This window comes from Limnohabitans sp. 15K (assembly GCF_002778285.1).
GTDB lineage: Bacteria > Pseudomonadota > Gammaproteobacteria > Burkholderiales > Burkholderiaceae_C > Limnohabitans_A.
In genome coordinates this window covers 1,654,072-1,679,926 of the sequence record NZ_NESM01000001.1, presented here as the reverse complement: position 1 = coordinate 1,679,926, position 25,855 = coordinate 1,654,072, and the positions used below count along the sequence as shown (strand labels likewise).

Below are 25,855 nucleotides of genomic sequence, written 5' to 3'. Positions count from 1 at the left end.
GCAAAGGGTTTAGTCTGCTTCTTGAGGGACGGGCGTCTTGGCGAACCAAGAAGCGTAAAGCACGGGCAACACCACCAAGGTCAGCAACGTGGCGGTGATCAAGCCACCGATGACCACGATGGCCAGTGGCCGCTGCGTTTCTGAGCCAATGTCGTGGCTCAGGGCCATGGGCAGCAAGCCCAGGGCGGCCAGCATGGCCGTCATCAGCACGGTGCGCAGGCGTTGTTGTGCCCCCTCTTTGACGGCCTCGATCACGGAATAACCCCTGTTTTGCAGCTGCTGGAACACCGTCAGCATCACCACCCCGTTGAGCACAGCTTGCCCTGACAAGGCAATGAAGCCGATGGCGGCCGACACCGACAAGGGAATGTTGAAGATCCAGAGCGCGACAAAACCACCAATGAGCGCGAGCGGCACGTTGAGCAAAATCAGCGTTGCCGCTTTCAAGGAGCTGAAAGCATCAAACAGCAGCACAAAAATCAGCAGCAGCGAGATCGGCACCACCACCGACAAGCGTTGCATGGCGCGCTCTTGGTTTTCAAACTCACCGGACCATTTGACGTTGTAGTTTTCGGGAATCTTGACGTTGGAGTTGATGCGCTCTTTCATGTCGGCCACCACGGAACCCATGTCGCGGCCTTTGATGAAAATGCCAATCGCCATCGTGCGCTGGCCCAGCTCGCGGGCAATGTTCATTGCCCCACTGGTTTCCTCAATGGTGCTCACAGCGCCAAGGTTCACATAACCGCCGTCGGGCCGTGGAATGGGAATGGCCGCAAGCTCGGAGATGCTGCGGCGCTCTTTGGGCAAGCGAACAGTCACGTCAAAACGCCGCTCACCGTCCCACAACGTGGTCGCACCTTTGCCCGCCAGTGCGGCTTCGATCACGTCTTGGACATCGCTCACGTTCAGACCGTAACGTGCGGCTTGCTCGCGTTGGATGTTGATCAGCAGTTGAGGCAATTCGCCCTTGCGGTCGATTTCGGCCCGGCTCACGCCTTTGACCTGTTTGACCTCGCGCTCGATGGCTTCGGCGGTTTGCTTGAGTTGCTCTAGGTCATCCCCGGCGATTTTGATCACGATTTGACCGTCGATTTGAGAAATCGATTCGAGCACGTTGTCGCGGATAGGTTGCGAAAAAGTGGGCTCCATACCGGGCAGCGCCGTGACGGCCTGGTCCATTTCGTCGATCAGCTTTTCGCGGGTCAGACCTTCGCGCCACTGCTCTTGGGGTTTGATGCCCACAAACACTTCGGCCATGCTGATGGTCTTGGGGTCTGTGCCATCTTCGGGTTGTCCGGCTTTGGACACCGTGGTCTGCACCTCGGGGATGGTCATCAGGGCCTGGCGCACTTGCCGCAAGATGCGGGAGGCCTCGTCGTTGGAGACGCTGGAGGGCAAACGCAGGTTCACCCAAATCGTGCCTTCGTTGAGTTCGGGCAGAAACTCTGAACCTAAACGCGATGCCACGCCCATAGACAGAACAAAGCAGCCAATGGCGATGGCCACCACCTTGCGACGGTGGTCAAGTGCCCATTCCAGCGCAGGACGGTAAATGGCTTTGGCTTTGGCCACAACCCGGTTGTCACCATGGGGCAGATTTTTTCGCAGCATCCAATAAGCCAGCAAAGGCACAAGGGTGAGCGAGAAAATCAGCGCACCAATCAATGCCGCGGTCACCGACAGGGCCATGGGCTGGAAGATGCGGCCTTCATGGCGCTGCAGCGCAAAAATCGGGATGTGTGCGGCAATGATGATCAGCATGGAGAACAAGGTGGGACGGCCGACCTCGTTGGTGGCCTCGATGACGAGCGCTTTGCGCTCCTTGTCGGTCATGCCCTCACCCCGCTGCGCCAAGCGGTGCATGATGTTCTCGACCACGATCACCGCGCCATCCACAATGATGCCGAAATCAATCGCGCCCAAGGCCAGCAGGTTCGCCGGGACCCCCATGATTTTGAGCCCCATGAATGTGGACAGTAAAGCCAGCGGAATCAACACCACCACGGCCAAACTGGCACGCAGGTTGGATAAAAAAACATAAAGGACCAGGGAGACCAGCAGCGCGCCTTCGATCAAATTTTTAAAGACCGTGGTCAGCGTTTTGTTCATCAGCCAAGTGCGGTCATAAAACGGCACGACTTGCACGCCCTTGGGCAGCCTGCGCTCGTTCAGTTCCAGGAGTTTTTCCTTGACGCCCTTGAGCACCACGCTTGGGTTTTCACCTTTGCGCATGATGACGATGCCTGTGACCACATCGTTGTCCATGTCCTGACCCACAACGCCCAGGCGCGGCACAGCGCCTATTTGTACGCTGGCCACATCCCGCACCAAAATGGGTGTGGCGTTGCGCGTGGCAACCACCACTTGACCGATTTCTTCGGGCGAGCGCAAAAGACCAATCCCGCGAATGGCAAATTGCTGCAGACCTTGTGCAACGTAACTGCCGCCCGCGTTGGCATTGCCGCGCCCCAGCGCCTCCAGCAAGTTCTGAAGTGTCAATTTGTGAGCACGGAGTTTTTCCATGTCCGGTTGAACTTCGTATTGCTTGATAAAGCCGCCCATGGCGACCACATCCGCCACACCGGGGACTTGGCGCAAGGCGCGCTCAACCACCCAGTCTTGCAAGGTGCGCAGTTCCGTGGTGGACTGACCGTCGCCGCGCAATCGGTAACGCATGATTTCGCCCACAGGCGTGGCGTTGGGTGCAATGTTCGCTTCCACACCCGGGGGCAGGGAGACGCCTCGCAAGCGCTCGTTGACTTGCTGGCGGGCAATGTTCACATCGGCGTTGTCGTTGTAAGTGACGACCGTGAAAGACAAACCAAACTGGGTGTGCGAAAACACCCGAATCGAGTTGGGCAGGCCCGCCAGCGCCACCTCGATGGGCAACGACACTTGTTTCTCGACTTCTTCTGCCGCACGACCAGGGTAGAGCGAGATCACCGTCACTTGTGTGTCCGTGACATCGGGAAAGGCTTCGACCGAGAGATTTTTGAAAGCGATGACACCTGCCATCACAAACAACAGCGTGCCCAGCATGATGAACAGAGGCTGGTGCAGTGCGTAATGGATGAGCTTTTTCATGGTTTGGCCTGTGTCGCCACCTTGGCGGTTTCCTGCGCAATCAGCAATTCACGCGCCAAAAGCAAACCGTTTTGGCTGACGACCAGATCACCAGGCTTGAGACCTTCGCTGATCAAAACCTGTTTGGCGCCCCCGTATGACACGGTCACATCACGCGACTCGAACACACCTGGCTGGCTTTCTACAAAAACATAATGTTTGTTGCCACGCAGGAACACCGCCGTGGCAGGCACCTCGAGGCTTTCGCCAACTTTGCGGTCGTAACGCACTTTGGCCAGCATTTCGTTTTTCAACAGGCGTTGAGGGTTGTTCACGAGGGCGCGGACCTTGATGGTTCGAGTGGTGGGGTCGATTTGGTCGGTGATCGCTTGCACAACCGCCTCGAACTTTTGATCGGGCAAGTGGGCCAACAGCAAGCTGACTTTGGCGCCCAAACGCAAATCTTTCAGATCGGCTTCTTGTGCATCGATTTGTACCCACAAACTGCTGGGGTCAGACACCACAAAAATCGGTTGGCCGGCCCCGTCTGGGCGGACTTCTTGGCCTGGATTCAGGTTGCGCTCGACGACCACGCCACGCATGTCGCTGCGCAGGCCCAGCTGCTGGTTCACGCCTGAGGCACTGCCGTACAGGCTGGTGCGCGCTTGGGCTCTGGCCACCTCGGCTTGGGCGCGTGCGGCATCGGCTTCGGCTTGCTCAAGGTCTTTGCGGGCCACCACACCGGCTTCAAACAGTTCGCGCTGACGTTGCAGGGCCTGGCGAGCCAGTGTCGCGTCCGCTTGCGCGCGCGAGGTGTCGGCCTGTGCTGAACCGAATTCTGGTGAGGCCAGTTGTCCCAGCACCTGGCCTGCGCCAACCGCTTGCCCGACATCGGCGGTGATGTGGGTGACTCGGCCCGCAAACGCGGGGTAAATGCGCTGGGTTTTTTCTTCGTTCCAGACCAAACGGGCAGGCAATTCGACCGTGAGGGCTTTGGCTTCCACAGCGGGCGTGCTGACCAACAAAGGCAGTTGCGGGTGCCCTGCGGGGTAGCGCAGTTGGTTGTTCTGGATGATGGGCAGGGGCGTTGCCGCCACGGGCTCGGCTTTGTCCTGGCAGGCGGCAAGGGCCACCAAACTCATGATGGCGATCAGGGTGGGGATTTTTTTCAAAGACATGTTGTGCTCAAGGTGTGCGATGGGCTGCAGGCATCAGGGTTTTGTGGTGTCGCTGGCGCTGCGCAATTGCCAGGTGCCCAGGGCTTTGGCGTGTTCGCTGCGCACGGCCAAGGCTTCGAGTTGTGTGGACTTGAGGGTGCGGCGCGCATCGAGCAAGTCGGTCAAAGTCAGCCCCCCTTTGCTGTAAGCCAGCTCGGCCTGCGCAGCGACTTGTGTGGCTTGCGGGACGATCAGTTCCTCGTAAATTTTCACGCGCCCGGCGCTGGCCTGCCAACCCTGCATCAGGGCCATCAGTTCGCTGTGCGCTTGCAGGCGGGTTTTTTGCAGCAGGTCCTGGCTTTGTTGTTCTTGTGCCAATGCGCGGCCAATTTCGCCATCAAAACGCTGGCTGCCCGCGAGCGGCACCGAAATGCGCAGTGCGAGCAAACGGGTGGATGTGCCTGGGTAATGGTCGAAGGACGCGCCGATGCTGGGGTCTGTGCTGCGCAGGGCCTGCGCCGCTTGTAAGGCGGCCTGGGCTGCGGCCACACGTTCGCGCGCTGCCAGTACATCGGGGCGCTGTTCGACCAAGGCGTCGATGGTGGCCTCGGTTCCTGCGGCCAGGGCGTTGTTGGCCGGCCAGTCGCCTTCCGCCGTCCACCCGCCGACAGGTGGTTTCTGTCCGGTCCAGATCGACAAAGCTTGCGTGGCTTGTTGTTGTTCCAGCTGGGCGCTGTGCACGTCGGCGCGGGCGCGCTCAGCTTCGATGCGTGTGCGTGCTGCCTCTTGCGCCGACAGGTCGCCAGCTTTGAAGCGGCGGCCCGCGGTGTCGGCGAGTTGTTGGGCGCTTTGGGCGATGCCCTGCACGGTTTGCAGGCGGCGCTGCGCTGCCAGCAGGTCATAGAACGCGTTTTGTGCCCCGATCTGCTGAATGACGGTCATGTCTGTGCCGTCGGCCTGAGCCGCACGCGCGCTGCGCTCGGCCACCTCGGTGCGCAGGGCGCGTTTGTTGCCGCGCTCCCAGGTCCAGTCCAGACCCAGTGATTTGTCCAGGCGTTTTTTGGTCCAGAACGAGCCGCCACCCACACCGTTTTGTAGGTCGATGGACGAGACGCCCGCCGACAGCGTGGGCGCAGGCGCGCGGTCGGCCGCCAGCACGTCTGCCCGGGCGGCGTCTGCTGCACGCTGTGCCGCCGTGACGTCGGGGTTCTGGCGGGCCGCTTGCAGCACCTGCTCCAAGCGTACGGCAGACGGTGCCGCCAGCGTGTCTGCTGCGTGGGCGGCCGTGGCCATCCATGGGGTGGCCGTGCCCATGAGGGCGGCCGTCAAAAACAAGTGTCGTATGCTCATGACTTGTTTATCTGCGATGCGGCCTGACCAACACCTGACTCAGGGTGTCTCGGGGGTGACGAGCAGGGTCTGACAGGGGTTTCAGGGGCATGCGCATTCTTTTGGTGGAAGACGATCCGGTGTTGCAAGCGGTCATGCTGCGCAGTTTGGCCGATGCCGGCCATCGGGTGGACCCGGCGTCCGACCTGGCCACTGCCGTTCACCTGTGGCGCGTGCAGGCGTTTGACGCCGTGCTGCTGGACCTGAACCTGCCCTTGGCCGACCGCCAAAGCGCTGACATGGGCAGTGGCCTCACTTTGTTGCGCGAGATGCGTGCCAAGGGCGACAAAACCCCGGTGCTGGTGCTGACCGCGCGCAACCGCACCGACGAGCGCATCGCCGGGCTGGACGCTGGTGCTGACGATTACCTGGGCAAACCCTTTGACTTGGCCGAAGTCGAGGCCCGCTTGCGCGCGCTGGTGCGCCGCAGTCAGGGCACGGACGATCAGACCCAGGTGGGCCAGTTGGTGCTCGACCGCAAAGGCCGCCGCGTGCTGGTGGCCGCCGAAGAGCTGGTGCTGCCCGCCCGAGAGCTTGAAGTGCTTTGGGAGCTCATGACCCCCCCAGGCCGCACCTTGAGCAAAAAAGACCTGTCCAACAAACTCTCGGACTTTGACGGCGCGCTGGCCGACAACGCACTGGAAGCCTTCATTTCGCGGTTGCGCAAAAAACTGCTCCATTCAGGCGCGTCGATCAGGACTTTGCGCGGCATTGGCTATCTCATGGAAGAAGAGCGGCCATGAACAAGGCCCCTCCCCGTTCTTTGCGCGCGCGCTTGTTGCGACATGTGATCGTGCCCTTGGCCGTCACTTGGTTGCTGGGCACTTGTTTGGCTTTGGGTGTCTCCCGCTATTTCACGCAACAGGCGTTCGATCGCGCTTTGCTCGACGACGCTTATGCCGTGGCCCGCCATGTGCGTATGGACCAAGGCGCTTTGACTTTGGACCTCACAGCGACCGAGATGAGCACGCTGCTTTTTGACCAAAACGAATCGCTTTACTTTGCTGTTTATTTGCCCGATGGGCGTTTGTTGGCGGGTCATCCGGGTTTGTGGGTTGACCGTGAGGGTGCATCGTCTTTGCCGAAATTTTCTGAAATCACTTTTCTGAATCGATCATTGCGCTCCGTGGTGGTGGATCGCCAAAATCCTTTGCCATTCACGGTTGTCTTGGCCCAGACAACCAGCAGTCAAGATCGCTTGCTTGAGCAGCTTTTGTTCATTTCCGTGGCACCACAAGTGTTGCTTTTGATTTGGCTGGCATGGTGGTTGCGGCGTGTGATTCAGGAAGATGTGCAACCTCTGATGGACCTGGAACAGGCCGTGGCGCAGCGCGACGCCTACGACCTGACGCCCGTGGCTGTTTCCAACCGAACCCGGGATGTGCAACGTTTGGCCGAGGTGGTGAATGACTTGTTTTTGCGCATTGGCCAAAGCGTGCGCGCGCAAAGAGAGTTTGTTGGCAATGTGGCCCATGAGTTGCGCACGCCTTTGGCGGGGGTGCGTGCGCTGGCCGACTATGCCCTGTCTCAGTCCGACCCCAAGGTCTGGCAAGAGCAGTTGCGCAGCATTGCCCAAAGCCAGGAGCGGGCCAGCCACTTGGTTGACCAGCTGTTGGCCTTGGCTTTGGCCGAAGAAGCCGAACAAGCTTTGCAGCCGCAGCGCATCGCACTTGACGAGGTGGTGCGCGACACGCTGATGCGCCACCTGCACCGCGCCGACGCGCTGGATGTGGACCTCGGTGCGCGCGGGCTCGATGTCCCTGTGGTCGTGCTGGCGCAACGCGCTTTGATCGAAGGCGTGCTCGACAACCTGATCGACAACGCGCTGCGATACGGATTGCCAGAAGCCCCACTGGAGCGCCACGTCACGGTCGAAATCGGCCATGACCCGCAGACCGCGCAGGTGGTGCTGTCGGTGCTGGACAACGGCCCGGGCATCACCGAAGCGCAGCGCACCCGAGTGCTCAGCCGTTGGGGTCAAGGCAGCGCAGGGGAAGCCCTCAAGCAGGGCTCGGGCCTGGGCCTGGCCATCGTGTCGGAATACGCCCGCATCTTGGGGGCGACGCTGACCCTGGGCGCGGGCGACGAAGGCCTGGGCCTCAAGGTCAGTTTGGCTTTTGCCGATCAGCCCAATGTCGGGTAATCGAGGTAACCGGCTTCGCCGCCGCCATACAGCGTGGCGCGCTCGACGGTGTTGAAGGGGCCGCCTTGTTGGAGGCGCGCACCCAGGTCGGGGTTGGCGATGAAGGGGCGGCCAAACGCCACCAGATCGGCACCTTCGGCCAGGGCTTGGTTGGCCAGCGGCAGGTCGTAGCCGTTGTTGACCATCCAGGCGCCTTGTCCACCTGCAGCGCGGTAAGTTTGGTGCAGCGCGGCGTAGTCAAACGGTGCCGGACCTTGCTGGTGGTCGCGCGGGCCGCCTGTGGAGCCTTCGATGACGTGTACAAAGGCCAGACCCAGAGGGGCCAGTGCCTTGATGACATGCGTGAACAGGGGCTGCGGCGCATCGTCGCTGGCGTCGTTGGCGGGCGTTACGGGCGAGAGGCGGATGCCCGTGCGATCGCCACCAATTTCGGCCACCACGGCCTGCATCACTTCTTGCAAAAAGCGGGCGCGGTTGTCGATGCTGCCGCCGTAAGCGTCGCTGCGGTGGTTGCTGCCGCTGCGCAAGAACTGGTCAATCAGGTAGCCGTTGGCCGCGTGTACTTCCACGCCATCGAACCCGGCGGCCATCGCATTGCGGGCGGCGTGGCGGTAGTCCTGCACGATGCCGGGCAGCTCAGAGGCGTCCAGCGCGCGGGGCGCTGAGGTGTCCATGAACTTGGCTTGACCATCGACCAGCAACACGGTTTTGGTTTTGGCGGTGATGGCCGAAGGGGCCACGGGCGCAGCGCCGCCGGGTTGCAAGCTGGTGTGTGAGACGCGGCCCACATGCCACAGTTGCATCACGATTTTGCCGCCTTCGGCGTGCACGGCGTCGGTCACTTGTTTCCAGGAGGCGACCTGCGCCTCGCTCCAAATGCCGGGCACATCGGCATAGCCTTGGCCTTGGTGGCTGATGGCCGTGGCCTCGGTGATGATCAGGCCCGCACCCGTGGTTGGGTTGGCACGTTGGCGGTAATAGGTAGCCATGCGGGCATTTGCCAGCGAGCCCGGAGCGCGATTGCGTGTGAGGGGGGCCATCACGATGCGTGAGGCCAGGTGCATGGCGCCGACTTGGCGGGGTTCAAACAAAGAGGTCATGGGGTCCATTCAAAGGTGTGGGTGTGGTTCAGGACAAGAGGTCACAAAGCGTAGTCGGGGCTCTCGCGCGCCAGCTTGCGGAGCAATGACGGCCAGACAAACGCACCGCCCAAACCGCCCGTTTGCACCCGCATGGCATTGGCCACGCCCGTCACAATTTGGGGGTTGACGGCCGTGAGGTCTGCCGCGCCAGACTGACCCGCCAACGCGTCGACTTGGATTCGGCAAGTGTTCTCAAAGGTGTACATCGACAAGAAGGCATCGGCAATTGTCTTGCCCACCGTGAGCAGACCGTGGTTGCGCAGCATCAGAAAATTGGCTTCGCCCAGATCGGCTTGCAAACGCAGTTTTTCATCGTCGCGAATGGCCACACCTTCGTAGCCGTGGTACGCCAGCGAGGCCAGCACAAAGGTGCTTTGCTGGCTGATGGGCAGCACGCCATGCGACTGTGCGCTCACCGCCACCCCGGCACGCGTGTGGGTGTGCAGCACGCAACCAGCATCGTGCCTCGCTTCGTGTACCGCGCTGTGGATCACAAAGCCTGCGGGGTTCACGGGAAATGGCGTGTCGTGCAGCTTGTTGCACTGCATGTCGACTTTCACCAGGCTGGACGCGGTGATCTCATCGAACATCAGGCCGTAGGGGTTGATCAAAAACTGGTGGTCATCCCCCGCTACCGACTCGGGCAGTTTGGCGCTGATGTGCGTGAACACCAAGTCGCTCCAGCCGTACAAGGCGACCAGGCGGTAGCAGGCGGCCAAATCCAAGCGCAATTGCCATTCGTCGGGGTGAACGCTGTCTTTCAGGGATGGAGTGTTGAACGCCATGAGGAGTCTCCGAGGTCAAAATTCCAGCTTACCCATGAACTGGCGGACGCCATGACGTGTTGGTGACTGGCTCAGTGTGGGCCATCTGGCCGTGTGAGGTCTTCAAGTCGCGTCAGGTAAATCCGTGCAAACGCACCTTGATCGTCTGAAGGGCCACACATGTCGAGCGAGGCCTGCAATTGACGGCACACGGCGGGGCGTTCCGGTTGCCCAAAAATCTTGCAGCGCAGCTGGTCGTCGAGTTGCACACAAGGCACGCCAGCGGGTTTGCCTTGGGGCATGCCGGGAATGGGCGAGGAGATAGAGGGGGCGGTGCAGCAAGCGGCGCAGCCGGGGCGACAAGCCAAACGCATGTGGTTCATCGTGGCCACAGCGCCCACAGTTGCAAGGGCTGTTTCACGCGTCCGGCCAACTCACCCGCTTCGGCCCCAGAGCCTGCGTAATAGTCGGCCCGCACGGCACCCACGATGGCGGTGCCCGTGTCTTGGGCCAAGACCAAACGGTCCAAATTGGTTTGGGGGCCTTCAGATTTCAGCCAAACGGGCGTGCCGTAGGGAATGCTGCCCCGGTCCACCGCGATCGAGCGACCCGCGGTAAGGGGCACGCCTTGCGCGCCTTTGGGGCCGGGCGGCACCGTGCCCACAGTCAGTGCTTCTTCCTTGAAGAACACCACACGCGGGTTTTGCCACAGCAACTCGTTGACCCGCGAGGGGTTGCGGTCGATCCAGGCTTTGATGCCCGGCCAAGAGGCGTCGCGGATCAGTTGCTGGTCCAGCAGCCAGCGGCCGATGCTTTTGTAGGGTTGGTCGTTGGTGCCCGCAAACGCCAGACGCACCAGGCGCTGACGGCCGTCGGCCTCGGTCACGTTGATCAGGCCCGAGCCTTGGATGTGCAGCACCATCGCGTCGACCGGGTCGGCCAGGTAAACCAGTTCCTTGCCCCGCAAAGCCGCGCGGGCTGCGGGCAGGGTTTCCATCTCTTGTCGGGTGTACCAAGGCTTGCGGGCATTCAGCTGATTGGGCAGACCATAGAGCGGCACATTGAAGCCTGCGCGTGCTTGTCGCTGTGCGTTCAGAACGGGTTCGTAATAGGCGGTCAACAAACCATTGCCCGCGGGTGTGGGCGATTCGACCCGGTAAGCCTGCAACTTTTGCCGAATCCATTGGCGCTGAATGGACGCAGAGGCGCTGGCCAATTGCCTGATTTCGGGGCACAGGGCGGCCCATCCTGCGGCCGGACGCGTGCAGCTTTGCAGCCAAGCAGGCCAAGCCTCGTGCAGGGCATCGGTGTCCAAGCCCGGCAAGTCGGACCAAGGCACCGGGACCCAACGGCTTTTGGCTTGTGTGATGACGGGTGGCAAGGGGCCTTGGCTCAGATCGGGCGACGCGTTGGCGTTGGTGGCAGATGGCCGTGCGGGCTCGGGTTCATCCAGCACCGGGGAGACCGAACACGCCACGAGGCTGCCTACAATGGCGGCGATCAAACCGCTGAAGACCGTCTGGCGGTAACCCCAAAATGGAAACTTGTTCATGGCGCTTATTTTGCTAGAAGCCTTGTTGGCCTTGCTGCTGTTCGTCGTCATCGTGTGGTGGACCATGTTTTCAGGGCGCAAAAATGGCGAGCTTCCCCCAGCCGAACAAAAAGACCCTGACGACAAAGCACCCTGATCGTGACACCCACGATTCACTTCAGTCGAGCAACGTGCCCGCACCTTCGAAGCGTTGCGCGTAATAGCGGTTGTTCAGTTGGTCAACCCTGACGCCCGTGCGGGGGTTGCTGGCGTGCACAAAGCGGCCATCGCCCACATAAATGCCCACATGCGAATGGCGAGCGCCCAAGGTGTTGAAGAACAACAAGTCGCCAGGTTGGATGCGCGAGGGATCGACCGGTCGGGTTTTTTTACCCAGATCGGCCGAGCTGCCGCGCACAGGCAAACCAGCGGCTTCGCGGTACACATGCGACACCAAACCCGAGCAGTCAAAGCCTGTGGCCGGGCCACGCCCGCCCCAGCTGTAAGGCGTATCGAGCAAGGACAGGGCGAACAAGGCCAAGTCATTGCGCTTGGGGTGGTAAGCCGTGTCGATGGGTGAGGGTGAAGATGGAGATGTGGACGTTGGTGGCGGGGCGACATCGCGCAGTTTGGAGACGGATGAGCACCCAGACATGAGCAAGGCCCAGGCCAAGAGCACGCCAGCAAGCTTCGCTGAGGCGCTGAAGCGGCCAAGTGGTGAACGCGCCGTGCTCCACTTCATGTCAAGGCCCGCATCAAATTGGCCAATTCAACAGCCGATTTCACTTCCATTTTGTCAAACACGCGTGAGCGGTGAACCTCAACGGTGCGCACACTGATGTCGAGCTGGTCGGCGATCAGTTTGTTGGGCAAACCCTCGACCACCAGGCGCATCACATCGTGTTCGCGTTCGGTCAGCTCGCTCAAGCGCGATTGCAAAAACGCTTGTTGCGTGCGGGCCTTCAGGCGTTCTTGAGACAGCAGCAAGGCCTGTTCGATCCGGTCAACCAGGGCGTTGTCTGAAAAGGGTTTTTCACAAAAATCAAACGCCCCGCGTTTGACGCTGTCCACCGCAGTGGGAACGTCGGCATGCCCTGTCAAAAAAATCACGGGCCAGGCTTGCGAGATGCCGCTGGTTTGCAGGTGTTCAAACAAGGCCAGCCCACTCATGCCGGGCATGCGCACATCCAGCAAAATGCAGCCGGCTTGTTTGGGCAGTGCCATGCTGAGGGGGGGCGGTAAAGCCGTGCCGGCAGGCGACTCACCCGGCAAGGTGGTTTGCAGCATGTCCCAGAAGGCTTCTGCGCTGTCATAAGACTCGCTCAACAAGCGCCGCGTGCGCAGCAACCAAGCCATGCCTTCGCGCACGCCGATGTCGTCGTCCACGATGTAGACCGTGCTGTCAAAAGGGAGTTGCATGGCGCAATTTTAGGCGGTGGCCACAGGCAGGGTGAAACGAAACACTGTGCCTTTGGGGGTTTGGGCTTCAAACTCCAGTTGACCGCCGTGTTGTTCGATCACGGTGCGGCAAAGGCTCAGGCCCAGCCCCATGCCTTCTGCTTTGGTGGTGAAGAAGGGGTTGAACAACTGCGCAGCCACCTCGGGCCCAATGCCTTCGCCCAGGTCGGTCACCGTGAATTCAACGCCGGCATCTTCGGCATGTGGCCCTGCACGTTGGACTTGCAGCACCAACACCCGGTCGCGGCACTGCGGCACATCCATGGCTTGCATGCCGTTGCGCGCCAGATTGAGCAATACCTGCTCGACCATGGTGCGGTCACACCAGACGGGAGGCAAACCGGCCGCGACCCGCATGTGCACACGCACTTGCAACTTGCGTGCTTGCAGGTTCATCAGCGGCGCGACGGCGTCCAGCAGGGCTTGGGGTTGTACAGGTTCTCGGCTTTGGTCGCGCCTGCGCACAAAGTCGTGCACGCTGTTGATGACGCGTCCGGCCCTTTCAGCCTGTTCGGCAATGCGCCGCAAGGCCATGTGGACATCGTCCAGCGTTTGCGGCACGGCTTGAGGGTCTTGCAGCAGGTTGAGTGAGCCATTGGCGTAACTGGCAATGGCAGCCAAAGGTTGGTTCAGTTCATGGCTGAGCAATGAGGCCATCTCGCCCACCGTGGCCAAGCGGGCGGTGGCTTGAAGCCGTTCTTGGCTGGCGCGCGAGAGTTCTTCGATGCGGCGCTGTTCGCTGATGTCGATCACCGCACCCATCCAACCCGTTTGTTCGCCTTGAACGCTGATCAGCGGGGCTTCGATGATCAGCACCGGGAAGCGCTCGCCGTCTTGCCGCATGAACACCGACTCAAAACCTTCTCGAGGAGGCACGTTGCCGGCCATGCGAATCGCTTGGCGTTGCTGGTATTCGTCCACCATCTCGGGCGGCCAATAGGGCATGGGGGCGTTTTTGCCGATCAGCGCCTCCGCCTCCCACCCCACCATTTGGCAAAACGCCGGATTGACATAGGTGATGCAGCCTTGCAGGTCGCGGGCCCGAAGACCGGTGACCAACGAGTCCTCCATCGCTTTGCGAAAGGCGAGGGCCTCGGCCAGATCGCTTTCGGCCTTTTGCCGCCTGCGTGCATCTTTGGTGAGCAACACCATGACCGTGATCAGCGCCATTGACATGCCGGTGACCAAGGCCGTCAGCACGTTGGGAAACAAATCGGGCTTTCCGCGTCGACCGTCCATGCGCAGCAACAAGGTGTTGCCTGGCAAATCCACGAGTTGCTGGCTGGTGAAGACCCGTTGTTCGCCCCGTTGTGTACCCGCGATGGCCAGTCGCGTGCCGTCTGGCTCTACGAAAGACAACTCGTTGTTGCGCCCGAATGTGGGGCCCAGCCGCTCGGTCAGCAATTCTTGCAGGCTGTAAGTCACCACCATGTAAGCCATGAGTTCACCCGTTTGCGTCACAGGCAGGCACAACTCCATCACTTCAATGCCCAGACCATCGCTTCGAGGCAAAAAATACGTGCTGGAGAAAGCGGGACCGTTCAGCCGTTTGGCCCGCTGGCAAGCTTGATTCGCCTCGTTCAGCACCTCTGAGCGTGCCATCCGTTCAAACACGGGCCCCCGCAGTGGCGAGTCGGCAAAGGCTTGCAGTTGCCATGATGTGTCGCGCCACTCCACGCGCAACCAGTCTCGGTTGTCACGCAACAGCTCCAATATTTTGGGTTGCCATTCGGCGGGTGCAAACGGCTCGGACTGCAGCGCCTGCAAGGCCTGCACTTGCCGAGACAGGCTGCCGCGCAAATCGCTGACCGCGTTGGCGGTATCGTGTTCCAGTTCAGCCTGCACTTGGCTGGCTTCGTAACGTCCGGCCAGCCAAACCAGTGTCACCAAAACGGCCAACACCAGGCCAATCAACGCAGTCCACAATGAACGGCGACCCGAACCCCAAGGCAAAGATTCGTCGAGTTTGCTTCGAACCTGCTTGATCAACCGATGCCAGCCAGACATCAGGCGAATTGCGCCAATCAGTGTCATGCGTGTCAAGGCGTTGTGTTGACGGCAGGAGATGCTTTCGCATCGCTGTTGACTTTGGTCACCCGGGGCTCAGCCCAGCTGCCATCGATCAGGAATTCTTGGGTGTTGACTTTGATCAAAGGCTTTTGCAAAAACAACTGCGCCAAAAAGGCCGTCAGCCCCACCACGGGGTTGACTGCAATGCCTGCGACCAATGAGGCCGTGCCGGCATCCAGAGACGGCAAGATCACGGCCCTCAATTTTTGGGTTTCCTGAGCAATATCGGCCGATCCGTCGAGTTGCACGAGTGCATTGACGCCTTTGATTTGCAAGTTCCGCGTCTGTGCAATTCCCTGGACGATCGTGACATCTCCGCGCACCGAGTCGAATGCAAAACCGTCGTAGAAGACATCCCGAAAATCCAGCAACAAGCGACGTGGCAGCGCCTGCAGACTCAAGACACCCAGCAACTTGGCTACACCTGCATCGGCTTTGAGAAATTGGCCACGCCCCATGGAGATGCCGAACTGCCCTGACATGCTGGGGTAGTGCAACGCCAATGGCGAGCCTTGCCATGACACAAGGCCCTCCATTTGTCCCGAGCCTCCGCGCAAAGCGTTGGGTGTTCCTAAGCGGGTCAGCAGGGCGCCAGCATCTGAGACATCCAGCTTGAAGTTCATCTGTGTTTTGCGTTGTGTGCCACCTTCGTTGGCCTTTGTCCAACGACCGGTGCTGCGCAAATTGGCCTCGGGCAAGGTGATGTTGAGTTTGCTCAGTTGCCATTCGGCACCTGTTTTGGTGCGTATTTTGGGTTGCTCGGTGTTGATGGCTTCGATCTCGACACGACCGAGTTTTTTGCCCCTCAACTCCAGTTGTTCCACGACGATATCGAGCGCAGGCAAATTGACAGGGGGTGTGTCGAGCAGGCCTTCGACTTCGGACACGCTAGAGGGCGGCAAGTTCAGCCGTGACAAGCGTGCGTACAGGTGACCCAGCTGATCGCCCACAGCTTGGCTGTAGACCACATGCCCGTTGAGTTCACGCGCATCGATGTTCACGCGCCAAGTGTTCCCTTCGCGCAAGCCGCCTGCCACCACTTGGTGCAAGGTGCGGCCATCGGCTTGAATGGCGTTGGCTTGCAGGCCGATGCGTGTGGGGGCATAGGCTTGCCAGGCGTTGGCCGCTAAGGCAGATGGCCCGGCTGATGTGCCCGTGTTTTGAGGCAAGAGGTTTTGCCAATCGTCCAGCGATAAGTTGTCAAGCGCCACGGTGGCGCTCACACCCGCAGCCGGCATGGCTGGGGCTTGAGAAGCTGGCAAACCTAAGGTCAAACTGCCGCGCAAAACCACAGGTTCTCGCCCCGACACATCCCTGACGTACTGGGCCGAGGCGATGCTGCCCCATTCCAATTGAAGCTGCTCCCGCAGACCCGCGCCTGCGCCCAATATGCGTGTGCGAAAGGACAGTGGCGTGCTGGTTGCGGCAGATTTGCCCATAGGGGCAGGCAAGCTCAGGGCCAAGCCATCGAGCTGTGTTTGCAGCGTGAACTCTGGCTGTCCCTGTCGCCAGCCCAGTTGTGCGGTGTAAGAGGTGCCACCACTCGTTTGTTTGGCCCACCCATTGAGCGGTGCAATTTCTTTGGCCTGTCGCAGTCCTTCGGCCGTCACTTGGCCTTGGGCACGCAATTGCAGAGCGATGTCGTTGCTGCCTGGCGTTGGCCGCATACCGCCCTCGATGCGCACCGTTCCACCCAGCATGCGCGCTTGGGTGCCGTTCAGGCTGAAGCCCGCTTCGGTGAATTGCACATTGCCCTGGAGTTTTTCCAGCAAAGGCACATCGGGTGTCATGCGCACGTCGTTCCCGGTCAGTGCCACGGTGCCTTGGACTTTGGTGTTGTTGGGCGTGAGCAAGGGCACGGTCAACTTGAAACGGGTTTGCAGGGTGCCTGTGGCTTGTGTTTGGCGCAATGCGCCAGACAGCAAGGCATCCAAGGGTGACTTTTGCACCAGGCTCAGCACTTGGTTGGCGGGGCCTTTGTTTTCAGCGACAACGCTCAGTACCGCCCCATTGACCATGTCGGGTATGTCGACTTCACCGTCGTTCAACTGCAGGCCGGTTCGTGCGTCATCCAGCCGTGCCGAGGCCTTGCTCAGCTTCATGCCCAAACGGTCAAAGACCAGTTGGCCCGTCAGCTTGTGCAAAACAGGCCATGGCAGGCTTTGAGGCGGCAGCAAGGCCGCTGGCCAGTAATCCAGCTCCACATCTTGAATGCGCCCAGCAAAACGAAACTCGCCGTCTTTGGGGTTGGCGAAAGGCAGTTTGGCCAAATCACCTTTGACCTTGATTTGCACATCCGAGTAAACCCCTTTGCGCACCGCGTCGCGCACATATTGGCGCACGTCTTTGGGCAAACTCACAGGCAAGTAGCGGTGAGCGCGTACTGCGTCGACCTGCTTGATTTTGCCTTGCAGTTCCAATTTGCCAGGCCCTTCGCCCGTGGCGGAGGGATGCCATTGACCTTGCCATTCGCCTTGCAAGTCGGTGTTGCTCAATTGGAGTTTCCACTCAGGCACATGCCACTTCCCGGCCTCGTGTTTGACCAGGGCATGCGCGTGCAAGGTCTGCACACGGACCTCGGCTTCGTCCAACACGCCCGGCAAAAACACGGCACCATCCGCCCTCATGTCCACGTCGATCCGGCCGCGGTCCTGGTTCAGGTTGACTTTGACGTGTGCTTCTTTGACGCCTGGCCATCTGTGGGCCGGATGTGTGGACGCGCCTTCTGACGGTGGAAGGGTCAGTTTTTGCAGTGCAATTTGGGCCTCGTAAGTCAGGGGCTTTTCCCAGTCACCTTGCCAGCGCCATTGCAGCGCATCGACTTGCCCACTGACGGTTTGCTGTTCTAAGAGCTGCCGCCAAACTTCTGGCAAAGGCATGCGCAAGGCCATGTTGCGCATGGCCAAGAGGTCGAGCTGATCGGCTTGCAGTTGGCCTCGTGCGGGGGTTTTGCCTTGAGGGCGGGTGAAGGCCAGAGACACGTTGCCGCCAGGCCAAGCCAAGCCTTGATCGCTGACAAAGGCCAGCTGCTGGGTCGAGAATTCAAACCCCAATGGATTGACCTTGGCCCCCAAACGGCCAGACAAACGCTCAAAACTCAATGGGGGTTTGTCGGCGGCCCATGCCGCTTGCAGTCCGGTGAGGTTCACATCGGCCAGACCGCCCGCCCATTGCCCTTGGGTCACATCGCTCCACACACGCAGGCTGCCTTGGCCAGAGGCCATCTGAACGTTCGCAGGCAAGTGCGGGCTCAATTGCGCCAAGTCGATGTTCGGGAGATCGGCGTAAACCTGCCCTGTCCAGTCTGACCACCGACCCGGATGCAGTGACAACAGGTTGCGCTTGAAACGCCCCATGCTGACAAAACGCTGTCCCCATTCGGTGGGGGGTGTGGCGTCCACGCGCACATCGTGGTGCCTCGCCGAGTTGCGCAGCACCACATCCACATCGCTCAGCGACAAGGTTTGGGGCGGAGAAGACGTTGGGGCAGATGGTGTGCTTTCACGGGTCCAGTGCAGGGTGCCGCCACGCACAATCACTTCGCGTTGCGCGAACAACCAATCTGCAACAGCGTTGTCAGCGCCCGTGCTCTGTGTCCATTCGAGTCCTGCGACTCGCCAGTGGCCATTGGCCATGAGCCGAATGTCCAGCTCTGGTGCATCCAGCACGAGTTGTTCCAGTTTCAAACCCAAGACCGAGCGCACACTGATGGCGATCCCCACTTTGGGCAGATGCAAAGCGGTGCGCCCTTCGGGGTCGAGCAAAGCGATGTCGCGCAATTCAAACGAGGGCGCCCAACCGGTCGATTCGGCCGAGATTTGGCCAATGCGCACCGGAACCCCGAGGGTTTGTTGGGCCAAGCGTTCCAGCGCTGGGCGGTGGTCGCCGATTCGCGGCACAATCCAAAAATGCAGGGTTGCCCAGCCCATGCCCAGCACAAGACCTACGCACAACAAGGCCCATGCGACGAGCCGCACAGCGAGCGACAGCACATGGATCAGGCGATGGAAAAGTGGCAAAGAGGGTGCAAGCATTTGAATCAGAAAGTCAGCAGGAATTATGACCCGCAGCCAGCCGATGGACGTGACCGCCGCTACAAATGATGTCAGTCCTGACGATTTGCCGATGTATTCACGATTTTTGCAGCGTTTGCACCGCCGTTATGCGGATGTCTTGCCTTTGTTGCCCCCCGGCCCGCCTACCCGCGATGGCTTAGAAACGGCATTTGCCGCCTTGCGGGCGACGGGTATTGACATCAGCGCGGCTTTGCGTGTGCTGCGCCAACTGACCCTGGAGCGCTTGGCCCAGCTGGACTGCCGTGGGCAGGCGAGCCTGGAGGTGGTGACCCATGGCATGACCTGGTTGGCCGAAGTGACACTGGACATCGCTTGGCGGCAAGTCATGGCCGATTTGGATGGCTTGCACGGCGCACCCACCAAACCTGACGGCCAACGCGCCGAGATGTGGGTCATCGGCATGGGCAAGCTTGGGGCCCGAGAGCTGAACGTGTCGAGTGACATCGACTTGATTTACGTGTACGACGAAGATGGCCAAAGTTTGGGCAACAGCGAAGACCGCAACAAGGTGTCGTGCCAGGAGTACTTCACCCGCGCCGTCAAGCGCATGTACGCCCTGATTGGCGACACCACCGAACACGGCTTTGTGTTCCGTGTGGACCTGGCCCTGCGACCCAATGGCAATTCGGGCCCCAGCGTGGTGTCGCTCGGTGCGCTGGAAGAGTATTTGCTGGTGCAAGGCCGTGAGTGGGAGCGCTTTGCTTGGATGAAAAGCCGTGTGGTCGCGCCCCGCAGTGCGGTGGCCAATGGCTCGGCCCAGGCGCTGCGTGCCGTGGTGCTGCCTTTTGTGTTCCGCCGTTACCTTGACTACAACGTGTTCGAGTCTTTGCGCACGCTGCACCAGCAAATCCGTGAACATGCCGCCAAACGCAGCGCGGGCCACCCCGAACGCGCCAACGATGTGAAGCTGTCTCGCGGCGGTATCCGAGAGATCGAATTCACGGTGCAGCTTTTGCAGGTGGTGCGCGGCGGGCAGTTCCCTGAACTGCGCACCCGCCCTACGCTGGATGCTCTGCAACGTGTGGCCAAAGCTGGCCTCATGCCTCAGGCCACTGCCGATGCGCTTGCCGCCGCCTATGTGTTTTTGAGGCAAGTGGAGCACCGCATTCAGTACCTGGACGACCAGCAAACCCATGTGCTGCCGACCCGCGACGACGATTTGGCCTGGATCGCACAGACATTGGCTTACACCGACACGGGTGCATTTTTGGTGGACCTGGATGCGCACCGCGAAGTGGTGGCCCAAGAGTTCGACACCTTGCTGGGCGGCGACCGCGATTGCAAAACCTGCAACGGCAAGAACGGTAAAAACACCCGCGAGCATGCCGAATTGGATGCCGTTGTCCTCGATTTCAGTGGCGCGGTTCGCGCGCGTCTGACGCAGTGGGCCGACAACCCGCGTGTTCAAGGGATGCGCGACGACGCGCGCGGCCGACTCATGCGCTTGTTGCAGCGTACGGCCCAGTGGCTGGACGCTGGGCGCGTGAGCGAAGAGGCCGTGTTGCGCATGGTTGACTGGATCGAGCCACTCTTGCGCCGTGAAAGTTACTTGGCGCTGATGTTGGAGCGTCCTTCGGTGCATGAACGTTTGTTGCGCCTGCTGGGTGCGGCCAAATGGCCTGCACGGTATTTGCTGCAACACCCGGGTGTCATTGACGAGCTGGCTGGCGGCAATTTGTTTGACAGCCGTTTTGATGCCGCTGAGTTTGAAAGCGAGTTGCAGGCCCGCTTGGTGGCGCTGCAAAGAACCGGAGAAGACGACGAAGAAAGCTTGCTCAACTTGTTGCGCCGTGCCCACCATGCCGAGCAGTTCCGCACGCTTGCTCGTGACGTGGAAGGCGTGCTCAGCGTGGAGCAAGTGGCCGACGACCTCAGCGCCTTGGCCGATGCCGTGTTGCGCATCACGGCCCGCTGGTGCTGGAGCCGCTTGAAAAATCGCCACCGCGAAGAGCCGGCCATTGCCATCATTGCTTACGGCAAGCTGGGGGGCAAAGAGCTGGGCTACGGCAGTGACTTGGACATCGTGTTCGTGTACGAAGACGAAGATGAGCGCGCCCAAGAAATTTATGCCAACTATGTCCGCAAGATGATCAACTGGATGACGGTGAAAACCGCAGAGGGTGATTTGTACGAGATCGACACGGCACTCAGGCCCAACGGCAATTCAGGCCTGCTCGTTATCCGGTTTGAGGCTTATGCCGACTACCAGCAGCAACGCGGCAGCAACACCGCTTGGACTTGGGAACACCAAGCCATGACCCGTGCCCGCTTTGTCATGGGCCTGCCCAGTTTGGCAGCACGGTTTGATGCGGTGCGCAAGGCCGTCATCAGTGCCCCACGAGATGCCGAGAGCCTGAAGGCCGAAATTGTCGCCATGCGCGAGCGTGTGCGCCAAGGTCATCCGGTCAAGGCTGATCGGTTTGATGTGAAGCACAGCCCGGGTGCCATGGTGGATGCCGAATTTGCCGTGCAGTATTTGGTGTTGCTGCACACCGCCGCCCACCCCGAGCTGGCCGACAACGTGGGCAACATTGCTTTGCTTCAGCGGGCACAAGCTGCGGGCTTGCTGCCCGGCGGCATGGGCCAGGCCGCAGCCAACGCTTACCGAGAAATGCGCCGTGTGCAACACCATGCCCGTCTGAATGAGGAGCCCACCGATGTGCCCGTGGCGCAATTGGCGGTCGAGCGCGACGCTGTGTTGGCGGTCTGGCAAACCGTCATGCAATGAGGGTTGAGTAAGCCCCTTGACCGAAGGGTATAGACCTGTATTTGTCATGTTCAACCGCTAAACTGTTGCAACGCCAAAGTGGCGTTCAACAATGAGAAGCGTCATGAAAAAATTGGGTGGCCGTTGGTCGGTTTGGGCTTGTGTTGGTTTTTTGGGCATTGCGTCGACATGCCTTGCTGATGAGAGCCCCAAAGCCGCAGCTGCCAAGCCCAGTCTGACGGTCACCGTCGCCACACCCCAAACAGCCAGCCTGGCCCAAAAAATCAGTGCCAATGGCAGCCTCGCCGCTTGGCAAGAGGCCATCATTGGTGCGGAAGCCAATGGCTTGAAGATCAACGAAGTGCTGGTGAACGTGGGTGACCGCGTGCAGCGCGGCGACGTGCTGGCCAATTTGCAATCCGACACCTTGCGTGCGGAGTTGGCACAGGCCGAAGCGGCTCTTGCCGAAGCCACGGCCAGTGCGCAAGAAGCCAAAGCCCAATCTGATCGTGCACGCAGCTTGCAGCAGCAGGGCTTTTTCAGCAGCGCGCAATTGAGTCAGACCCTGTCCGCCGATGCGTCTGCCCAAGCGCGTGTGCAGTCTGCTCGCGCCTTGGTGCAGTTGCAAACCGTGCGCTTGTCGCAGACCCAAGTGCGCGCACCCGATGCGGGCGTGATCTCTGCGCGTCAGGCCACGGTGGGCAGTGTGGTGGGTGCAGGCACCGAGTTGTTCCGATTGATTCGCCAGGGCCGCATTGAGTGGCGCGCTGAAGTCACTGCCGCTGAGATTGGTCGCATTCAGGTGGGCGCACCGGCCCAAGTGAAAGCCGCCAGCGGCCAGGTGCTGCAAGGTAAGGTGCGCATGGTCGCGCCTTCGGTCGATGCGCAAACCCGCAACGCCATCGTTTACGTGGATTTGCCAAGTGCCACAGGCAGCGCTCGTGCGGGCATGTACGCACAAGGCGAGATCGCACTGGGCCAAAGCCAAGCGCTCACGGTGCCGCAAGCGGCGGTGGTGGTGCGCGATGGTTTCAGCTATGTCTATACCGTGGGGGCAGACCAAAAGGTCAGCCAGCTCAAGGTGCAAACCGGACGCCAAAGCGGCGACCGTGTGGAAGTGACCAGCGGCCTGAAAGCCGATGCCCGCGTGGTGGCCAGTGGCGGTGCGTTTTTGAACCAGGGCGACACGGTGCGTGTGGTGGATGCCCCAGCGCCGACACCTGCCAGCAAATAAAGGGACGCCATGCTCAACGTCTCTTCCTGGTCCATCCGCAACCCCATTCCCGCCGTCATGTTGTTTGTGCTGCTGACGGTGGCAGGTTTCATCGCTTTCGGCTCGATGAAGGTGCAAAACTTTCCCGATCTGGACGTGCCCACCATCACCGTCACGGCCAGTTTGCCGGGTGCTGCGCCCTCGCAGCTCGAAACCGATGTGGCCCGTAAGCTTGAAAACGCGATGGCCCCGCTGCAGGGCTTGAAACACATCACCACCAAAGTGCAAGACGGTGTGGTGTCGATCACCGCCGAGTTCCGCATGGAAAAGCCCACCCAAGAAGCGGTGGACGATGTGCGCTCGGCCATCCAGGGCGTGCGGGCCGATTTGCCGGGCGACCTGCGTGACCCGGTGGTGCAAAAGCTCAACCTAGCGGGCACCCCTGTGTTGGCCTACACAGTGCGTTCTCCACGCATGGACGATGAAGCCTTGTCTTGGCTGGTCGACAAAGACATCACCCGCAAGCTTTTGTCGCTGCGTGGCGTGGGGGCCGTGAACCGTGTGGGGGGTGTCACGCGCGAAGTGCGTGTCGCATTGGACGTGAACCGCCTGCAGTCGCTGGGCATCACAGCGGCCGAGGTGTCGCGACAGCTCAAGCAGGTTCAGCAAGAAGGCTCCGGTGGGCGAATGGATTTGGGTGCAGGCGAGCAGCCTGTGCGCACCTTGGCCACCGTCAAGACAGCGAAAGAGGTCGGTCAGATTGAGCTGTCCACATCGCGTGGTGGGCGTGTTCGCCTGGACCAAGTGGCCACGGTAAGCGACACACTGGCCGATGCGCGTTCTGCAGCCCGCCTGGATGGTCAGCCCGTGGTGGGCTTTGAGGTGGTGCGCAGTAAAGGCGAAAGCGAAGTGGCCGTGGGCCGTTTGGTGCGCCAGGCGCTGGCCGAGTACCGCTTGCAAAACCCCGACATTGAGATCACCGAAGCCTTTGACTTCGTGACCCCGGTGGAAGAGGAATACCAGGGTTCTTTGGTCCTGCTCTATGAGGGCGCGATTTTGGCCGTGCTGGTGGTGTGGCTGTTCTTGCGCGACTGGCGGGCGACGTTTGTCTCGGCAGTGGCGCTGCCACTGTCGGTCATTCCGGCCTTCATTGGCATGGCGTATTTGGGCTTTTCCATCAACGTGGTGACCCTGCTGGCGCTGTCTTTGGTGATCGGCGTGCTGGTGGACGACGCGATTGTGGAAGTGGAAAACATCGTGCGTCACTTGCGCATGGGCAAGTCCCCGTATCAGGCGGCGATGGAAGCGGCCGACGAGATCGGCTTGGCCGTGATCGCCACCACCTTCACCTTGATCGCGGTGTTTTTGCCCACGGCCTTCATGAGCGGCATTCCGGGCAAGTTTTTCAAGCAGTTTGGCTGGACCACTTCGCTGGCGGTTTTCGCATCGCTGGTGGTGGCACGGGTGCTCACCCCCATGATGGCGGCTTATATCTTGAAGCCCATTGTCACGGCCGTCCAAGAGCCCGCGTGGCTCAAACGTTACATGGTCTGGGCCACTTGGTGCATGAAGCACCGCCTGGTCACCATGGTGTTGGCCACGCTGTTTTTCATTGGCTCCATCATGCTGGTGCCCTTGTTGCCCAAGGGTTTCATTCCACCGGACGACAACTCGCAAACACAGGTCTATGTGGAACTGCCGCCGGGTTCGACTTTGGCGCAAACCCAGGCCAGTGCTGAACACGCCCGCAAGCTGCTCATGACGGTGAACGACGTGAAAAGCGTTTACACCACGATTGGTGGGGGCAGCGCAGGCTCTGATCCGTTTGCCGGTGGCGGCGCGGCCGAGGTGCGCAAGGCCACGCTCACCATCCAGTTGACCGAACGCGGTACACGCCCGCGCAAGCAAGCGATTGAAAACGACATCCGCACGGCACTGCAACCCTTGCCCGGTGTTCGGACCAAGGTCGGCTTGGGTGGTTCGGGCGAGAAATACGTGCTGGTGCTCACAGGCCAAGACCCGCAAGCCCTGCAAACTGCCGCCATGGCCGTGGAACGCGACCTGCGCACCATCCAGGGCCTGGGCTCCATCGCGTCCACCGCCAGCCTGGTGCGCCCCGAGATCGCGGTGCGCCCCGATTTTGCCAAAGCCGCTGACCTGGGCGTGACCAGCGCGGCCATCAGCGACACCTTGCGCGTGGCCACTTTGGGTGACTACGACGCGGCACTGCCCAAGCTCAATTTGTCGGAGCGCCAAGTGCCCATCGTCGTGAAACTGGGCGACGAGTCGAGGCATGACCTGAGCACGCTCGAGCGCCTGATGGTGCCCGGCAGCCGTGGCCCCGTCATGCTCGGCCAGGTCGCCAGCATCGAGGTGGCGGGTGGCCCGGCGGTCATCGACCGTTATGACCGCCAGCGCAACATCAACTTCGAGATCGAGCTATCGGGCATGCCCTTGGGCGACGTGACAGCTGCGGTGCAAAAGCTGCCCGCGCTGCAAAGCCTGCCGCCGGGCGTGAAGGTGGTGGAAGTGGGCGACGCCGAAGTCATGGGTGAACTTTTTGCCAGCTTTGGCCTGGCCATGATGATCGGCGTGCTGTGCATCTACATCGTGCTGGTGTTGCTGTTCAAAGGCTTCCTGCACCCGATCACCATCTTGGCGGCGCTGCCGCTGTCGCTGGGCGGCGCATTTGTGGGCCTCTTGATCGCGCAAAAGAGCTTCTCCATGCCCTCGCTCATTGGCCTCATCATGCTGATGGGCATCGCCACCAAAAACTCTATATTGCTGGTGGAGTACGCGATTGAAGCGCGGCGCGGCAAACCCGCCGAGGGCGATCACCCGGCCGTGCCGCCCATGAGTCGCTGGGACGCCATTTTGGACGCCTGCCACAAGCGTGCTCGCCCGATTGTCATGACGACGATTGCCATGGGTGCAGGCATGCTGCCCATTGCCGTGGGTTGGGGCGCCGCTGATGCGAGTTTCCGTTCACCCATGGCCATTGCCGTGATTGGCGGCCTGCTCACCAGCACCGTGCTCAGCTTGCTGGTGATTCCTGTGGTGTTCACCTACCTCGATGACTTGGGGCAATTCAGCGGGCGGTTGTGGGGGCGCTTGAGTCGCAAGCGGTGACTTTGACAAC

17 protein-coding genes are annotated in these 25,855 nt (G+C 60.8%); 6 read left to right on the top strand and 11 right to left on the bottom strand.

Annotation, left to right across the window (positions count from 1 at the left end; genetic code table 11):
- Positions 1 to 9: 9 nt before the first annotated feature.
- Genes B9Z40_RS07930 through B9Z40_RS07920 form a run of 3 tightly spaced genes read right to left on the bottom strand, consistent with a single transcriptional unit; the run spans position 10 to position 5,573 of the window.
- Positions 10 to 3,087, bottom strand: coding sequence for an efflux RND transporter permease subunit (locus tag B9Z40_RS07930; RefSeq protein WP_100172655.1), 3,078 nt, complete (start codon positions 3,085 to 3,087; stop codon positions 10 to 12).
- Complete coding sequence (locus tag B9Z40_RS07925) at positions 3,084 to 4,244, bottom strand: efflux RND transporter periplasmic adaptor subunit (protein WP_100172654.1); 1,161 nt, start codon at positions 4,242 to 4,244, stop codon at positions 3,084 to 3,086. The genes B9Z40_RS07930 and B9Z40_RS07925 overlap by 4 nt, the downstream gene beginning before the upstream one ends.
- A gap of 33 nt (positions 4,245 to 4,277) precedes the next feature.
- On the bottom strand, positions 4,278 to 5,573 hold the full coding sequence (locus B9Z40_RS07920) for a TolC family protein (protein WP_233204829.1): 1,296 nt from the start codon (positions 5,571 to 5,573) through the stop codon (positions 4,278 to 4,280).
- Between the two features lie 89 nt (positions 5,574 to 5,662).
- Between B9Z40_RS07920 and B9Z40_RS07915 the strand changes: the two genes are divergently transcribed.
- Entirely contained in the window at positions 5,663 to 6,355 is a 693-nt protein-coding gene (locus B9Z40_RS07915; protein WP_100172653.1) for a response regulator transcription factor, read from the top strand.
- Positions 6,352 to 7,755, top strand: coding sequence for a sensor histidine kinase (locus B9Z40_RS07910; protein WP_100172652.1), 1,404 nt, complete (start codon positions 6,352 to 6,354; stop codon positions 7,753 to 7,755). Before B9Z40_RS07915 ends, B9Z40_RS07910 begins: the two co-directional genes overlap by 4 nt.
- Here the strand turns inward: B9Z40_RS07910 and B9Z40_RS07905 are convergent.
- The 4 genes from B9Z40_RS07905 to B9Z40_RS07890 form a co-directional block, all read right to left on the bottom strand.
- Complete coding sequence (locus B9Z40_RS07905) at positions 7,737 to 8,855, bottom strand: alkene reductase (protein ID WP_100172998.1); 1,119 nt, start codon at positions 8,853 to 8,855, stop codon at positions 7,737 to 7,739. The two genes, B9Z40_RS07910 and B9Z40_RS07905, sit on opposite strands and share 19 nt — an antisense overlap.
- 41 nt (positions 8,856 to 8,896) lie before the next feature.
- A complete protein-coding gene (locus B9Z40_RS07900) occupies positions 8,897 to 9,682 on the bottom strand; it encodes a class II aldolase/adducin family protein (protein WP_100172651.1) in 786 nt (261 codons plus the stop codon).
- Positions 9,683 to 9,753: 71 nt separating this feature from the next.
- Positions 9,754 to 10,035 carry a YkgJ family cysteine cluster protein gene (locus B9Z40_RS07895; protein WP_100172997.1) on the bottom strand — a complete coding sequence of 94 codons (282 nt, stop codon included), beginning with the start codon at positions 10,033 to 10,035 and terminating at the stop codon, positions 9,754 to 9,756.
- Between the two features lie 5 nt (positions 10,036 to 10,040).
- Positions 10,041 to 11,213, bottom strand: a complete 1,173-nt coding sequence (locus tag B9Z40_RS07890; RefSeq protein ID WP_233204828.1) for a murein transglycosylase A — start codon at positions 11,211 to 11,213, stop codon at positions 10,041 to 10,043.
- Between B9Z40_RS07890 and B9Z40_RS17270 the strand changes: the two genes are divergently transcribed.
- A complete protein-coding gene (locus B9Z40_RS17270; protein WP_199172535.1) occupies positions 11,212 to 11,349 on the top strand; it encodes a hypothetical protein in 138 nt (45 codons plus the stop codon). The genes B9Z40_RS07890 and B9Z40_RS17270 overlap by 2 nt on opposite strands.
- Before the next feature lie 21 nt (positions 11,350 to 11,370).
- On the opposite strand, the gene B9Z40_RS07885 is transcribed toward B9Z40_RS17270, so the two are convergent.
- From B9Z40_RS07885 to B9Z40_RS07870, 4 genes are read right to left on the bottom strand one after another with little or no spacing between them, the layout of a single operon-like run.
- Entirely contained in the window at positions 11,371 to 11,934 is a 564-nt protein-coding gene (locus tag B9Z40_RS07885; RefSeq protein WP_233204827.1) for a C40 family peptidase, read from the bottom strand.
- The gene (locus B9Z40_RS07880) at positions 11,931 to 12,611 is read right to left on the bottom strand and encodes a response regulator transcription factor (protein WP_100172650.1); all 681 of its coding nucleotides are present in this window, start codon (positions 12,609 to 12,611) and stop codon (positions 11,931 to 11,933) included. Before B9Z40_RS07880 ends, B9Z40_RS07885 begins: the two co-directional genes overlap by 4 nt.
- A 9-nt stretch (positions 12,612 to 12,620) precedes the next feature.
- Positions 12,621 to 14,684 (bottom strand): sensor histidine kinase, encoded by a 2,064-nt coding sequence (locus tag B9Z40_RS07875; protein WP_100172649.1) that lies wholly within the window; start codon positions 14,682 to 14,684, stop codon positions 12,621 to 12,623.
- Between the two features lie 5 nt (positions 14,685 to 14,689).
- Positions 14,690 to 18,754, bottom strand: coding sequence for a YhdP family protein (locus tag B9Z40_RS07870; RefSeq protein WP_100172648.1), 4,065 nt, complete (start codon positions 18,752 to 18,754; stop codon positions 14,690 to 14,692).
- 25 nt (positions 18,755 to 18,779) lie between these two features.
- On the opposite strand from B9Z40_RS07870, the gene glnE reads away from it, so the two are divergent.
- The 3 genes from glnE (at position 18,780) to B9Z40_RS07855 (ending at position 25,845) form a co-directional block, all read left to right on the top strand.
- Positions 18,780 to 21,524: a bifunctional [glutamate--ammonia ligase]-adenylyl-L-tyrosine phosphorylase/[glutamate--ammonia-ligase] adenylyltransferase gene (gene glnE, locus B9Z40_RS07865; protein WP_100172647.1), complete on the top strand. Its 2,745-nt coding sequence runs from the start codon at positions 18,780 to 18,782 to the stop codon at positions 21,522 to 21,524.
- Positions 21,525 to 21,627: 103 nt separating this feature from the next.
- Entirely contained in the window at positions 21,628 to 22,737 is a 1,110-nt protein-coding gene (locus B9Z40_RS07860; RefSeq protein WP_100172646.1) for an efflux RND transporter periplasmic adaptor subunit, read from the top strand.
- A 9-nt stretch (positions 22,738 to 22,746) separates the two neighbouring features.
- The gene (locus tag B9Z40_RS07855; RefSeq protein WP_100172645.1) at positions 22,747 to 25,845 is read left to right on the top strand and encodes an efflux RND transporter permease subunit; all 3,099 of its coding nucleotides are present in this window, start codon (positions 22,747 to 22,749) and stop codon (positions 25,843 to 25,845) included.
- Positions 25,846 to 25,855 lie beyond the last annotated feature (10 nt).